This window comes from Catellatospora vulcania, from assembly GCF_009720385.1.
In the GTDB taxonomy this organism is placed as follows: domain Bacteria; phylum Actinomycetota; class Actinomycetes; order Mycobacteriales; family Micromonosporaceae; genus Catellatospora; species Catellatospora vulcania.
In genome coordinates this window covers 123,893-136,993 of the sequence record NZ_ML769311.1, presented here as the reverse complement: position 1 = coordinate 136,993, position 13,101 = coordinate 123,893, and the positions used below count along the sequence as shown (strand labels likewise).

At 71.5% G+C, this 13,101-nt stretch carries 15 protein-coding genes and 1 pseudogene; 8 read left to right on the top strand and 8 right to left on the bottom strand.

The window, feature by feature from the left end; all coding sequences use genetic code 11:
• Positions 1-46 precede the first annotated feature (46 nt).
• A complete protein-coding gene (locus F6W97_RS19180; protein ID WP_155371739.1) occupies positions 47-499 on the bottom strand; it encodes a DoxX family protein in 453 nt (150 codons plus the stop codon).
• Positions 500-786: 287 nt separating this feature from the next.
• On the opposite strand from F6W97_RS19180, the gene F6W97_RS19175 reads away from it, so the two are divergent.
• Both F6W97_RS19175 and F6W97_RS19170 read left to right on the top strand, forming a co-directional pair.
• The gene (locus F6W97_RS19175; RefSeq protein ID WP_155371738.1) at positions 787-1,065 is read left to right on the top strand and encodes a hypothetical protein; all 279 of its coding nucleotides are present in this window, start codon (positions 787-789) and stop codon (positions 1,063-1,065) included.
• Positions 1,066-1,177: 112 nt separating this feature from the next.
• Positions 1,178-4,402, top strand: a pseudogene (locus F6W97_RS19170) (S8 family serine peptidase); the annotation flags it as partial.
• Between the two features lie 1,011 nt (positions 4,403-5,413).
• Here F6W97_RS19170 and F6W97_RS19165 read toward each other — a convergent pair.
• The 7 genes from F6W97_RS19165 to F6W97_RS19135 all read right to left on the bottom strand — a co-directional run bounded on the left by F6W97_RS19165 (position 5,414) and on the right by F6W97_RS19135 (position 9,821).
• Entirely contained in the window at positions 5,414-6,739 is a 1,326-nt protein-coding gene (locus F6W97_RS19165) for a wax ester/triacylglycerol synthase family O-acyltransferase (protein ID WP_155371781.1), read from the bottom strand.
• A gap of 185 nt (positions 6,740-6,924) precedes the next feature.
• Complete coding sequence (locus tag F6W97_RS19160) at positions 6,925-7,161, bottom strand: CsbD family protein (protein ID WP_155371736.1); 237 nt, start codon at positions 7,159-7,161, stop codon at positions 6,925-6,927.
• A 71-nt stretch (positions 7,162-7,232) separates the two neighbouring features.
• On the bottom strand, positions 7,233-7,658 hold the full coding sequence (locus tag F6W97_RS19155; RefSeq protein ID WP_155371735.1) for a cytochrome c oxidase subunit 4: 426 nt from the start codon (positions 7,656-7,658) through the stop codon (positions 7,233-7,235).
• 95 nt (positions 7,659-7,753) lie between these two features.
• On the bottom strand, positions 7,754-8,119 hold the full coding sequence (locus F6W97_RS19150) for a hypothetical protein (RefSeq protein WP_155371734.1): 366 nt from the start codon (positions 8,117-8,119) through the stop codon (positions 7,754-7,756).
• Between the two features lie 15 nt (positions 8,120-8,134).
• A complete protein-coding gene (locus F6W97_RS19145; RefSeq protein WP_155371733.1) occupies positions 8,135-8,917 on the bottom strand; it encodes a metallophosphoesterase family protein in 783 nt (260 codons plus the stop codon).
• Positions 8,914-9,174 carry a BON domain-containing protein gene (locus F6W97_RS19140; protein WP_407924588.1) on the bottom strand — a complete coding sequence of 87 codons (261 nt, stop codon included), beginning with the start codon at positions 9,172-9,174 and terminating at the stop codon, positions 8,914-8,916. The genes F6W97_RS19145 and F6W97_RS19140 overlap by 4 nt, the downstream gene beginning before the upstream one ends.
• A complete protein-coding gene (locus F6W97_RS19135; RefSeq protein ID WP_230686806.1) occupies positions 9,171-9,821 on the bottom strand; it encodes a nucleotidyltransferase family protein in 651 nt (216 codons plus the stop codon). Before F6W97_RS19135 ends, F6W97_RS19140 begins: the two co-directional genes overlap by 4 nt.
• Before the next feature lie 62 nt (positions 9,822-9,883).
• Here F6W97_RS19135 and F6W97_RS19130 point away from each other — a divergent pair, with 62 nt between their 5' ends.
• The 6 genes from F6W97_RS19130 (at position 9,884) to F6W97_RS19105 (ending at position 13,085) form a co-directional block, all read left to right on the top strand.
• The gene (locus F6W97_RS19130; protein WP_230686805.1) at positions 9,884-10,564 is read left to right on the top strand and encodes an NAD(P)H-binding protein; all 681 of its coding nucleotides are present in this window, start codon (positions 9,884-9,886) and stop codon (positions 10,562-10,564) included.
• Positions 10,565-10,662: 98 nt separating this feature from the next.
• On the top strand, positions 10,663-11,118 hold the full coding sequence (locus F6W97_RS19125) for a GNAT family N-acetyltransferase (RefSeq protein ID WP_155371731.1): 456 nt from the start codon (positions 10,663-10,665) through the stop codon (positions 11,116-11,118).
• 37 nt (positions 11,119-11,155) lie between these two features.
• Complete coding sequence (locus tag F6W97_RS19120) at positions 11,156-11,731, top strand: YdeI/OmpD-associated family protein (RefSeq protein ID WP_155371730.1); 576 nt, start codon at positions 11,156-11,158, stop codon at positions 11,729-11,731.
• Positions 11,732-11,792: 61 nt separating this feature from the next.
• On the top strand, positions 11,793-12,194 hold the full coding sequence (locus F6W97_RS19115) for an OsmC family protein (protein ID WP_155371729.1): 402 nt from the start codon (positions 11,793-11,795) through the stop codon (positions 12,192-12,194).
• Positions 12,195-12,402: 208 nt separating this feature from the next.
• Positions 12,403-12,810 carry a DUF1622 domain-containing protein gene (locus tag F6W97_RS19110; protein WP_155371728.1) on the top strand — a complete coding sequence of 136 codons (408 nt, stop codon included), beginning with the start codon at positions 12,403-12,405 and terminating at the stop codon, positions 12,808-12,810.
• On the top strand, positions 12,807-13,085 hold the full coding sequence (locus F6W97_RS19105; protein ID WP_155371727.1) for a DUF1622 domain-containing protein: 279 nt from the start codon (positions 12,807-12,809) through the stop codon (positions 13,083-13,085). Before F6W97_RS19110 ends, F6W97_RS19105 begins: the two co-directional genes overlap by 4 nt.
• The last annotated feature ends 16 nt before the right edge of the window (positions 13,086-13,101 follow it).

Here is a 13,101-nt window from a genome sequence, read left to right as displayed (position 1 = left end):
CGGGGCGAACCGGGGTGGGGGGTGGGGTGGGGTGGGACGGGGTGGGTCAGGGGATCGTTTTGGGGCCGTGGGGGGTGGTGGTGGAGCGGTTGGCGGCGATGGCGTGGTCGATGCTGTAGAGGCCGGCGCCGACGGCGGCGAGCAGGAGGCTGCCGACGCCGAGGGCGATGACGAGCTCGGAGCCGCCGGAGTTGACGAACAGGCCATGGCCGATGTGCACGGTGAAGAACGCGCCGAGCATGTCGAGGAAGAGCAGCACGCCCGCGATCGGCACGGCCAGGCCGACGATCAGCATCGCGCCGCCGATGAACTCGACGAGCCCGGCGTACCAGGCGGACAGGGCGGGCAGTGGCACGCCCAGTGCCCGGAAACCCGCTGTGGTGGGGCCGATGCCGATGGTGAACAGCTTCTGCCAGCCGTGGGCGAAGAAGACGATGCCGATGCCGAGCCGGGCGATAAGGATCGCCAGGTCGCGGATCTGCGCGGGAAAGACGAACATCACGTCGCCTCCGGTCGGTCGGCTGCACTGAATGGCATGAACATCACTTTTGCACAGCCTTGTGATGGTTGGCGGTGATATCGGCGATCACCGGCGGCCCGCGACACGCGTTTCGACCACGGATGAGTCGCCCGGGTGCCCGCCGCGTTCGCGGACATGGTGAGATGCGGTGGTGCGTACGGGTCGTGAGGATCGCGCCCGGTTCGCGGAGCCTGTTGGCATCGCTGCCGTTTCGGCTTACCCTGACGTGGCCGTATGAACATCAAACTGGGAGAACGGAGGACCCGATGTCGTCCGATCGTCTGATCAACCGGCGCTTCGAGTACAACGGTCACCACTGCACCGTTGCCGACTACGACGGCGGCAAGCGCCTGGCGATCGTCATGGACGACCAGCCCCACGTGGTCTACTCCGTCAACGTCGATCTCAGCGACCGCAACATCGGCCGCCAACTCGACCTCTACCTGGCCGACGGGCAGTACTACGCCTGGCCCGCCCGCGGCCGCGGCAAGCCCCCCGCGCTGCTCACCCCGGACGCGATGGTCGAGCGCACCAAGGATTCCTGACGGCTCCCGGCGGGCCCGGCCCGTCGCGGGAATTGGCGAACCCCCGCCGTGGCGCAAGCCCGCCACAAGAAGATCTTGCGGACGCCCGACCGTCCGATGAGGCTGCGGAACCATGTCCGCACACAAACTCGGCCGCCTGAGCGCGGCCCTGCTGACGACGACAGCGCTGCTGATCGCCGCACCGGCGGCGAGCGCCGCGCCGAAGCCGGAACACGCCCCGCCCGGCGTGCTCAAGGGACCGGGTTTCTCCAAGAAGGACAAACTCGGCTCGCACGACCGGGAGCTGCTGGTCGAGGCCGTTCGGGACGGGAAGAAGAAGGTCACCGCGATGGTGGCCGTCGCGCCCGGGCAGTTCGACGCAGCCCGCAAGGCCGTCGAGGCGGCCGGTGGCACGGTCGCGGCGGCGCACGAGAAGGTCGGTTACCTGCGGGCGAGCGTGCCCGTAGGTGCGGTCGACACCGTGGCGCAGAAGGGCTCGGTGCTCGCCGTCGATCTCGACGAGGAGATCCGGCTCGCCGACCCGGTTCCGGCGGCGGAGGGCCGGCGCAAGGGCGGCACCGCCAAAGCCCCCGGCGCGAAGACCCCGGCGGCGAATCCGTACCTGCCCACGCAGGAGACCGGCGCGGTCGGTTTCGTCGCCGACCACCGCAGCTGGGACGGCCGCGGGGTCACCATCGGCATCCTGGACTCCGGCGTCGACCTCGACCACCCGGCCCTGGCCACCACCACGACCGGCGCCCGCAAGATCGTCGACTGGGTGACCGCCACCGACCCGCTCACCGAGGGCGACAACACCTGGCTGGAGCTGACCGAGACGGTCACCGCCACACCCGAGTTCACCGTGGGCTGGTCGCGCAAGTACACCGCGCCCGCCGCCGGGGAGTTCCGGTTCGCCGAGTTCTACGAGTTCGCCACCGCGGGTCCCAACGACGTCAACGGTGACGTGAACCGCGACGGCGACGACTGGGACTCGTTCGGTGTGCTGTTCCGCCCGAGCGACAGGGCGATCTGGGTGGACGCCGACGGCGACTCCTCGTTCGCCGACGAGCCGCTGCTGCGGCCGTTCCGCGAGGAGCAGAAGGCGGGCCGGTTCGGCGCCGACGACCCGGCGACCGCGCTCAACGAGTCGATGCCGTTCACCGTCGAGTACCGCCTCGGTGTGGACCTCGCCCCCGCCGGGCGCGAGGGCACGGCGGACTTCGTCAGCATCGGCCTGCCCGAGAGCGCCCACGGCACCCACGTGGCCGGCATCGCCGCCGGGCACGGCCTGTTCGGCGGCAAGATGAACGGCGCCGCCCCCGGCGCGAAGATCGTCTCGTCCCGGGCCTGCACCTGGAGCGGCGGCTGCACCGCCGTCGCCCTCACCGAAGGCATGATCGACCTCGTCGTGAACCGGGGCGTGGACGTGGTCAACATGTCCATCGGGGGCCTGCCCGCCCTCAACGACGGCGCCAACGCCCGCACCCACCTCTACAACACCCTCATCAACGACTACGGCGTGCAGCTGTTCCTGTCCGCCGGCAACAGCGGTCCGGGCCTGAACACGATCGGCGACCCGTCCGTGGCCAGCGACGTCGTCGCGGTCGGCGCGTCGGTGTCCAGCGCCACCTGGGCCGCCGACTACGGCTCCGACGTGAAGACGAAGATGGGGATCTTCGGCTTCTCGTCCCGCGGCCCCCGCGAGGACGGCGGCTTCAAGCCCGACATCGTCGCGCCGGGCGCGGCCGTGAGCACCACCCCGACCTGGCTGCCGGGCTCCCCCGTCACCGGCGTCGGCTACGAGCTGCCGCCGGGCTACAGCATGTTCAACGGCACCTCGATGGCCTCACCGCAGGCGGCCGGCGCGGCCGCGCTGCTGCTGTCGGCCGCGAAAGCGACGAAGGTGGACGCGAAACCCGCGAAGCTGCGCGCCGCCGTCTACGGCAGCGCCCGCTTCCTGCCCGGGGTGGACGCCCACGTCCAGGGCAACGGACTGTTCGACGTCGAGCGCGCGTGGCGGGCACTGGCCGCGGGCGGTCTGGCGACCAGCACCTATTCCTTCGACGCACCGGTCTGCACGCCCATCTCACCGGTGCTGACCACGCCGAACCGGGGCACGGGCCTCTACGACCGGTGCGGTGGCGACATCGCCCGGCTTCAGTCGATCACGGTCACCCGTACCACCGGCCCGGCCGGCGACGCGCTGCACCACATCGGCTGGACCGGTGACGACGGCACCTTCAAGGCGTTCCGCGGCACCGTCCGGCTGCCGCTGAACAAGCCGACCCCGGTGCTGGTGTGGGTGAAGCCGAAGGGCAACGGGGTGCACAGCGCCATCATGACGCTGGACGACCCGGCGACGCGGGGCGTCGACGCCCGGATGATGGCCACCGTGGCGGTCGCCGACACGCTGGCCGCGCCGTCCTACAGCCGCGTGCACAGCGGTCGGGTCGACAAGGCGCAGTCCGCGTCATACCTGGTCACCGTGCCGGAGAAGGCCCGTACGCTGCAGGTGAGGCTGGACGGGGTGGACGCGGGCGACCGGGTCCGGTTCGTCGCGCAGCACCCGTACGGCGTCCCCGTCGAGGACGGCTGCTACACGAACATGGACGCCCAGGGCTGCGACCCGAACCTGCGCAGCTTCAAGGACCCCATGCCGGGCGTGTGGGAGATCGTCGTCGAGGCGTCGCGCACCTCCCCCACCGAGCGCAACGACTACCGGCTCACGGTCGACGTCTTCGGCGCGAGCGCCGCGGCCGAGGCGAAACTGGGCACCCTCGAACTGCACGAACCGGCCCCGGTCAGCTGGGAGGTCACCAACCACCTGGGCCCGGTCCAGCTGGCGGCCTCGACGTCCCCGCTGAGCAGCCGGTTCACCGAGCGGGCCGAGCTGGCCGACCACGCGCAGAAGTCGTACCAGGTGATCGTGCCGGTCGGCGCGGGACGGTTCTCGGCCCGGATCGGCAACCCGTCCGACCCCGCCGCCGACCTCGACCTGATCGTCACCACCGGTGGTGTCGTCATCGGGCAGAGCGCCGACGGCGACTCGGAAGAGTCGGTGGTCATCGACAACCCGCCGCCGGGCTTCTACACCATCTGGGTCGACGGGTACGCCGTGCCCGCGGGCACCACGCAGTTCGACTACACCGACGAGGTGAGCACCACGGCCATGGGCACCGTGCGCACCACGTTCGCCGCGCCGCTGGCCCTGGCCCGCAACGAGACGAAGACGGTCACCGCTCAGGTCACCGCGGCCGGCCTGGCGCCCAACGGGCGCGCCCTCTTCGGCGGCCTGGACCTGGTCAACACCGACGGCGCACTCGTCGGCCAGGCCGGTGTCGTCATCGAGGCGGTGCACGGCCCGTCGGTGCGGGTCGACACGACGTTCGGCCCGTTCGCGGTGTTCTCCGCGCAGGACGGCATCGCCGCCGGGTCGGCGCAGATCGACGCGGTCACCACACCGGCCCGCTGGACGCCCGAGGGCGGCATCAAGGGGTACACCGGATACCAGGGGTACATCTTCGACATCAACCGCCACGGTGAGGGCGTGGGCCAGTCGGAGCACACCGAGACGCCGACCCTGCCGGGTGTCTTCCACGCCGACGGCACGGTCACCGAGCTGCCGATCCCGTCCTGGAGCGCCGACGCGATCTACGGGCGGGCGTTCGCCGTCAACGACACGGGCACGGTGGTCGGCAACATCACGGCGTACCGGCCGGACGACGCGTACCACTGGCACAACGACCCGTTCCGGTGGACGAAGGACGGCGGGTACGTACGCCTGCCGCACCTGACCGCCGACCCGGAGCTGACCGAGCCCATCGGCATCAACAACAGCGGCGTCACCGTCGGCTCGTCCAGCGAGAACGGCCTGGCCACGGCCGTGTGGTGGGACGCCGCGGGCGCCATCCACCGCATCGGCCCGGTGGTCGAGGGCGAGAGCAGCGCGCTGCTGGAGGTCAACGACGCGGGCACCGCGGTCGGTGAGAGCGGCTCGCGGGCCGTGATCTGGACCGAGGCCGGCGGGATCAAGCGGCTGCCGGACTTCGGGTTCCACTCGAAGGCGGTCGGCATCAACGCGTCCGGCTGGATCATCGGCGAGGCGGACGCGGCGCCGTACGACACGCGCGTGGTCGCGTGGGACCCGCAGGGCCGGATGTGGGACCTGACCACGATGGCCGGGTACGACGTGTTCTACGCGGCCGAGGCGGCGGACGTCACCGACGACGGCGGTTTCGTGGCCTACGGCTACCCCATGGACGGCTCCGACAAGAGCCACGTCATCCTGCGCTTCTAAGGCGGGAGAGTTAGGAAGGGCACCTTCTACAACGCATAGCGTTAAGAAGGTGCCCTTCCTTCGCTTTAAGCCCTAAGCGTCGAGTTCGGCTAGGGCGATCGGGAGAGCTTCCGTCAGCTTCTCCATGTCCGGCAGGGCGGCCCCGTCGGCGTAGAGGCCGATGTGGACCCCGTCCCGGTAGCGCGACAGGCCGATGGCCAGGGCGTGGCCGCTGGCCAGCGGGGCGATCGGGTACAGCTCCGCCAGCTGTGCGCCGCCCAGGTGCAGCGGCAGCGGCGGCAGCGGGACGCTGGTCACCACGATGTCGAACAGCAGCGGGGCGGCGTGGGCCGCGAACGGCGCGGCGAGCCGGTTGAGCGCCGAGGGCAGCATGCCCGCGAGCACCGGGATCGCGCCCGCGCCCCGGCGCGGTCCGGCGGCCTTGTTGCGGTCCATGGCCTCGCGGACCAGGGCCAGCCGGCGGGCCGGGTCGGGCTCGCCGACCGGGAGGTCGCACAGGTACGCCGAGAGCTGGTTGGCGTCGTCGCTGCCGCCCGAGCGCATCCGCTGGCTCGCCGGGATCAGCGCGCGCAGCACGTCGACCGGCCGGTCGTGGCCGATCAGCCAGTGCCGCAGCGCCCCCGCGACCACGGCCAGCAGCAGGTCGTTGAGCGTGCCGCCGTGCTTGCGGCGGATCCGCTGCAGCTCGCGGGTCTCCAGGCTGACGAACGCCGCCCGGCGCGTGCCCGACGGGGCCGCCAGCAGCGGCGACGGGGCTGGGGCGCGCACCCGCCCGACGATCGCCGAGGCGATGTCGAACATCGTGCTCGCCCGGCCGACGACGTCGCCGACCACGTGCTCGGGACGGCTGATCAGCTCAGCCCCCTGGCGGGCCAGCGCCGACAGCGGCGACGGCGTGGCCGGGCGAGCCTGCGGCGGCTCGGCGGCCAGCAGATCCCCGCCGTCGAGCAGGCCGAGTCCGATCCCGACCGCGCCCTGCCCGTCGCACAGCGCGTGGTGCATCTTGGCCAGCAGCGCGAAGCGGCCCCCGGCCAGCCCGCTGACCAGGTGCAGCTGCCAAAGCGGGCGGTTGCGGTCCAGCGGGTCCGTCATCAGGTCGGAGACCAGGGCGGCCAGGTCGTCGCGGCCGCCGGACTCCAGCCGGTGGTGGAAGATGTGGTTGCGCGCGTTGAAGACCGGGTCCTCGCTCCACGCCGCGCCGCCGAGCACCGTGGGGCCGACCTTGCGCCGCATCCGGGGCACCCGGCTCGCCCGCTCGGCCAGCATCCTGACGAGCAGGTCCGGGCTCACCTGTGCCGTCGGGTGGAACACCGCGACCGCGCCCAGGTGCATGGGCGAGGCGGTGTTCTCCAGGCACAGAAACGACATGTCCAGAGCGCTGAGCCGCCCGTCCTCCATGGTCACCCTCGCGTCGTCGTCGTGGACGTGGTCGGTCCGCCGAGTGGCTGCTCTGCCGCGTCGAGGCGACCTGACCTTGATACAACGTCTGAGACCACGTTAAGGCTGCGGTTTGTCGGCGCTGTTACAGGCCTGTATTAAGGTGTCGCCGGACACCCCCGGTGCGCATCATCGCTGGTGGATTGCTAGGCGTCGTCGCGGCGCTCCAGGCGCAGCCGCTCGTCGCGGCTGATGTGCCCCGCGGCCTCCTGCGCCTTGGCGACGTCCTTGGCCTTCTGCCGGGCCGTGTCCTCGTCGACCGCGGCCACCCGGGCCCGGCCCTCCTGCTCCCAGCGCTGGTTGTGGGTGACCTTGCCGGCCACCTCCTCGGCCCTGCCGACCACCCGCTGGCCCATGTTGTGCAGCTTCTCGTCGAATCCCATGGCCCCCGCCCCCGCTCCGCGCACCACCGGCGCGACTGCGTCACACCTACGATTGTCGCGCGTTCCGGGCATCAGTGCTCGGCTGTCCGCCGAGTGCCCGTGTAGTACTCGAACAGCAGCGCCGACGCCGCCACGATCGTCGCGACGATCCCGAGACCGATCAGCCACCACATCCAGAACACCAGCCCCAGTGATGTGACCAGAGCGGCCAGCGCGATGCCGAACGGCCAGTAGCTGCCGGGGCTGAAGAAGCCGATCTCGCCCGCGCCCTCGGCGATGTCGGCGTCGACCCGGTCCTCCGGGCGCAGCTCGATGCGGCGCGAGACGAACCAGAAGTAGCCCCCGCACATCAGGCACAGCAGGCCGCTGAGGGTCAGTGCCGTGGTGCCGATCCAGTCGTACTGCGCCAGCGCCGCCCCGCTCCAGAACCAGTACACGACGGCGGTCACGAACAGGAACGCGGCCACCCCGAGGAACAGCCGGTACTCGGTCTTCACAGTGGTCCCCCGAAGAACGTCAAGGCGGGTGCGGGGGGCGTCTGCAACGTAGCATCGGCCCACCGCACCCGCCCGGGTTCCGGCAGTTCGGCGTGTCAGCCGACGTGCTCCTCCACCTGCTCACGCGGGTGGCTGAGCTGGCGGCGCAGCGAGGCGACCGCCTCGTCGACCGGGTGACCGCGCAGCAGCTCCGCAACCGCGAAACCGGCCAGCACGCCCACGCCTGCGGCAGCCGCGATCCAGCCCCAGCGGACCGGGGCCGGCCGGCCCGCGAGCGCGTCGAGCGCCAGCGAAGCCCGGTGCCGTGCCTCGGAGCCGGTGCCGGACAGCGTCTCCCGCACGCTTCCCGCCTTCTCCTTCGCTCGTTCGGCTGCCACGTCACGGGTGCTGCCCAACCCGTGGAGGAACTCGTTCCAGGTGGCCGAGGCGACACTGTCGTTGTTCCGGGTACGGAGGAACATCATGATCTCCTGACGTCAGACGTCGTGCGACAGCGAGTCGATACCCCGCCCGGCGCCCTGCGAAACTGGCGTTTTCCCCGGTAGGGCCGCCTCGAGCTGGTAGACGCTGTACGCCTGGCGGATCACCGGGTGCGCCACGTTGCGCACGCGCACCCCGCCCGGGGTCACGCCGCGCTCCACGCCCGCGTGCGCGTGCCCGTGCACGGCCAGTGCCGTGGGTGCGGAGTCGATCGCCTGGCCGAGCAGGTACGACCCCAGGAACGGGTAGATCTCCAGCGGCTCGCCCAGCAGCGTGTCCGGCACCGGCGCGTAGTGCGTCATCGCGACGAGCACGTCCGCGTCCAGCGACAGCAGGGCGGCCTGCAGGCGGGTCGCTGCCTTCTCCGTCGTACGCACGAAGTCCTTGATCTCCTGCTCGCCGAACATGGACGCGCAGCGCCCCGCGAAACCGCCGCCGAAGCCCTTGATCCCGGCCACCCCGAACTTCACGTCCCGGCAGCTGATGGTGATGCCCTCGCCCTCCAGCACGGTGATGCCACCCGCGGCCAGCACCTTGGTGACCTCGCGCTGCTGGTCGCTGTGGTAGTCGTGGTTGCCCAGCACGGCCACCACCGGCACCGGCAGGTCGCCGAACTCGCGGGCCACGCACTCGGCCTCGTTGACGGTGCCGTGCCGGGTCAGGTCACCGGCCAGCAGCAGCACGTCGGCCCGCTCGCCGAGCTGCTCCAGGGAGGGGCGGTACCGGCCGAGCACGTCGACGTCCATGTGCACGTCGCCAACCGCCGCCACCCGGATCACGTGATCACCTCGGGTTCGGAAGGACCGGCCACCGCCGTCACCACGATGTCGTTGCACACGGTCTTGTCCGGGAACATCGCGGCCACCCGCTCGCCGATCGCGTCACGGCGGTGTGCGGTCTCGACCTGGCCGCGCAGCAGCACCGCGCCGTCCCGGCGGATCACCTCGATGCCCTGCTCGCAGATCGTGCCGTCCTCGGTCAGCATGCGGTGCACCTCGGCGTCGGCGTACTCGTCAACCACTCGTGGCTCGCTCACCATGCCCCCGTCCTGTCCGCTCCGGCAGGCACCGAGGCCTGCCCGTCGTGGGGTTGCTCCTGCGGTTGCCTCTCCTGCGAGCCGCCCTCGCTCGCCGGCGGGATGATCTCCAGCAGGCTGAGCAGGTAGAGGCAGGCCTCGGCGTACACCGAGTGGGCCGTGTCGCGGCGGACCTGGTCCCAGTCGATCTGCTCGCGCAGCGACCGGGCCAGCGGCAGCGCCCGGGAGTAGTCGCAGTGGTGCTGGGAGAAGGTCAGCAGCTTGTGCTCCATCAGCATGGTCGCCGACAGCACGGGGATGTGCAGCGCGCCGACCGGCACGATCGAGCTCTCCGCCAGGACCTCCTCGGTCACCTGACGCTGCACCGGCCGGAAGATCAGATCCACCAGCCGGTCCTCGTCGTACACCTTCACCAGCCAGTCCTCAGGGGGGCGCTCGGTGCGGAAGCCCTCCTCCGCATAAGCCTCCAGCGTCCGTTCGACATCCTCCTCGCGGATGACGAAGTCCACGTCATGCTCGCTGGACGTGCCGCCACGGGCATAGACGGCGAAGCCGCCCGCCAGCGCGAACGGCACCTCTGCGCGGCGCAGCACGCTGGCCGCACGCTTCATCGTCTCCAGGAGCTCTGCACTGATCTCGCTGAGCATGGGGTCGCTATACCCGAGGCGTGTTCGTCTCACACATGGCCGGGCGCGCTAACCTCGCGGACGTGACCGAACAGGCCGGGACCGGCATGAGGGTGATCTTGTTCGGGGCGACCGGCATGGTCGGCCAGGGCGTGCTGCGCGAGTGCCTGCGCGACGACCGGGTCGCGCAGGTGCTGGCGGTCGGCCGCACCCCCACCGGGCAGCAGCACCCCAAGCTGGCCGAGCTGATACGCGCGGACCTGTCCGACCTGTCGCCCGTAGCCGCCGACCTGGCCGGATACGACGCCTGCTTCTTCTGCCTGGGCATGTCCGCCGCGGGCCTGAGCGAGGCCGACTACACCCGCATCACCTACGACCTCACCACGGCCGTCGCCGGTGTCCTCGCCGAGGTCTCCCCCGGCATGCGTTTCGTCTACGTCTCCGGCAGCGGCACCGACTCCACCGAACGCGGCCGCATGATGTGGGCCCGGGTCAAGGGCCGCACCGAGAACGCGCTGCTCGCGATGCCCTTCGACACCTACCTGTTCCGTCCCGGTTTCATCCAGCCCCGCCACGGCATCACCTCCAAGACCGGCTGGTACCGCACCCTGTACAAGATCACCGGCCCGCTGTACCCCCTCCTCGCCCGCATCCCCGGCCTGGCCACCACCACCGACCAGCTCGGCCGCGCCATGATCGACATCGGCCTCGCCGGCTCCCCCACCCGCACCCTCACCAACCGCGACATCAACGCCCTGCCGTGAACGAAGGAAGGGCACCTTCACATCGCCATACGCGGAGGAAGGGCACCTTCTTAACCCTGCGCCTTGCCGGCCTGCCCCGCCTGGCATGATCGCTTGCCGTGGCAGTCGAGATACGCGAGCGGCGCGACGCCGACCTCGACGGGTGCGTCGCGGCCCTGTCGGCGGTGCACCACGGCGGCGGCGGATATCCGACGCGCTGGCCGGACAGTCCGCACCGGTGGCTCAGCCCGCCCGACGCCGTACGCAGCTGGGTCGCCGCCGACGGACCGGCGGTCGTCGGACACGTCATGGTCCGCGTCGACGAGCACGGCACCGCGGAGATCAGCCGCCTGTTCGTCGCCCCCGCGGCCCAGGGCGTGGGCCTGGCGAAGGCTCTGCTCGCGCAGGCCCGCGCATTCGCCGCCGAGCGCGGCCTGAAGCTCACCCTCCAGGTGACCACCGGGCAGGACGCCGCCATCGCCCTGTACGAGCGCACCGGCTGGCGCCGCACCGGCACCGCCTTCGGCTGGACCACCCCGGCCGGTGACGTGTACCTGCACCAGTACACCGCGTGACCGCGCCGCTGTCGGGCCCCTGTGTTTGACTGGCCCGATGGCCGCCGAAGCCCCCACCCTGACCTTCCCTGACGCCGACGCCTTCGAGCAGTGGCTCGCCGGCCAGCCCGCCGACAGCGCGGGCGTGTGGCTCAAGCTGGCGAAGAAGGCCTCGGGCGTGCCGTCGGTCGACTACCCGCGGGCACTCGACGTGGCCCTGTGCCACGGCTGGATCGACGGACCGAAGGCCGGCGTCGACGAGGTGTACTGGCTGCAGAAGTTCACCCCGCGCCGGGCCCGCAGCCGCTGGTCGAAGATCAATCGCGACCGGGTGGCGTCACTGATCGAGCAGGGCCGGATGCGGCCCGGAGGGCTCGCCGAGATCGAGCGGGCCAGGGCGGACGGGCGATGGGACGCGGCGTACGACAGCATGAAGACCGCCGAGGTGCCCGACGACCTCGCGCAGGCGCTCGCCGCCAACCCGGATGCGCAGCGCTTCTTCGCCGCCGTCGACCGGCAGAACCGGTACGCGGTGCTGCACCGGATCCAGGAGGCGAAGCGGCCGGAGACCCGGGCCAGGCGAATCGCCCAGTACGTCGCCATGCTCGCCGAAGGCAGGAAGATCCACCCCTGAACCGGTCGGCCCTCCGGCCGACGCGCACCCGTGCCGCGGGCTCGCCGGTAGCATGGCGATCATGGCAACGGTAAGGGTCGAACGCACCGACGACGGTTTCATCGCCACCAACGAGCGCGGGGCCTCGGTCGCCGTGGGCAGTTCCGATCAGGACGGCGTGTTCTCGCCGGTCGAACTGCTGCTCGCAGCCCTGGGCGGCTGCGAGATCGTCACCGTCGAGCCGCTGACCGCCAAGCGCGGGCACCGCCTGGTCAAGCTGGCGGTGCGCGTCGACGCAGAGAAGGTCGCGCCGACCAAGCTCGGGCCGATCACGACGACGTACGAGATCGAGCTGCCGCCCGGCGACGACAAGGCCGCCGAGGTGTTCGAGTCGGTGGCCCATCGGGTCCACGAGAACCACTGCACCGTCGGCCGCGCGCTGCGCGACGGCACCGAGACCCTCCAGATCCTGCCACCCCGCTGACGCCGGCGCCTGCGGCGAACGCCGCATGATCGTCCGACTGCCCGGCACCGGTGCGTATCTTGACCCCGCTTACGCACGTCTGCCAGCCAAGTCGGACGATCAACGCAAAGCGCGGTCGCGCGAGGCGCGGCGGATGTCCGGTTCCGGGGTTCTCGTCCCGGGATGCGGCGTAGCGTGAGGGCACAAGGGACCGGCGGCAGGGGCGGTCATGGAGCACCCGTGGGGTCAGGCCGCGCTGGCCGGCCTGGTCGATCTGCTCGTCACGCTGGTCGAAGCGGCCGGCGCGGTGGTCATCTTCATCGGGGCGAGCGTCGCGTTCGTCCAGTTCGTCGGCGCGGCGATCCGCGGGCGGCACACCGTCGACTTCGTGCCGATCCGGCTGGGACTCGGCCGCTTCCTCACCCTCGGCTTGGAGTTCCAGCTCGCCGGTGACATCCTGCGCACCGCGGTCGCGCCGACCCTGCGCGAGATCGCCGAACTCGCCGCCATCGCCACCATCCGCACCGCGCTGAACTACTTCCTCAACAAGGAGATCCAGGAGGCCCGCGCCGAGCTGCGCGGCATCGGCGAGGTCACCGCACCCGGGCCGGGCGGCGCGGCGCGGGGCACGCCGTGACCCTGCTGCCCGAAGCGGTGGTACGGGGCGCGGCCCTGCTCTGCGTCGCGGCGGGTGGCGTCGCCGGGGCGCTGATGTTCGCGCGGTCCCGGTCCGGCCGGTCGGCCCTGGCCGTGGCGCTGGACTTCTGGCTCGCCGCGGGCCTGCTCACGCTGTCACTGGCCACGACGTGGACGGCGATCCTGGCCGCGGCGGCGATCGTCGGGCTGCGCCGGATGCTCGCCCTGGCCCTGGCCCAGGAACCGCCCCAGGCGGCCGGAGACCGGCCGGGCTGAGTCACGCAGCGGCGAC

Bases quoted from the DNA above. Each gene is read 5' to 3' on its own strand.
- F6W97_RS19180 (WP_155371739.1), bottom strand. From the start codon at position 499: ATGTTCGTCTTTCCCGCGCAGATCCGCGACCTGGCGATCCTTATCGCC.
- F6W97_RS19175 (WP_155371738.1), top strand. From the start codon at position 787: ATGTCGTCCGATCGTCTGATCAACCGGCGCTTCGAGTACAACGGTCAC.
- F6W97_RS19165 (WP_155371781.1), bottom strand. From the start codon at position 6,739: ATGGAGGACGGGCGGCTCAGCGCTCTGGACATGTCGTTTCTGTGCCTG.
- F6W97_RS19160 (WP_155371736.1), bottom strand. From the start codon at position 7,161: ATGGGATTCGACGAGAAGCTGCACAACATGGGCCAGCGGGTGGTCGGC.
- F6W97_RS19150 (WP_155371734.1), bottom strand. From the start codon at position 8,119: ATGTTCCTCCGTACCCGGAACAACGACAGTGTCGCCTCGGCCACCTGG.
- F6W97_RS19135 (WP_230686806.1), bottom strand. From the start codon at position 9,821: ATGCTCAGCGAGATCAGTGCAGAGCTCCTGGAGACGATGAAGCGTGCG.
- F6W97_RS19120 (WP_155371730.1), top strand. From the start codon at position 11,156: ATGGCCGCCGAAGCCCCCACCCTGACCTTCCCTGACGCCGACGCCTTC.
- F6W97_RS19115 (WP_155371729.1), top strand. From the start codon at position 11,793: ATGGCAACGGTAAGGGTCGAACGCACCGACGACGGTTTCATCGCCACC.
- F6W97_RS19110 (WP_155371728.1), top strand. From the start codon at position 12,403: ATGGAGCACCCGTGGGGTCAGGCCGCGCTGGCCGGCCTGGTCGATCTG.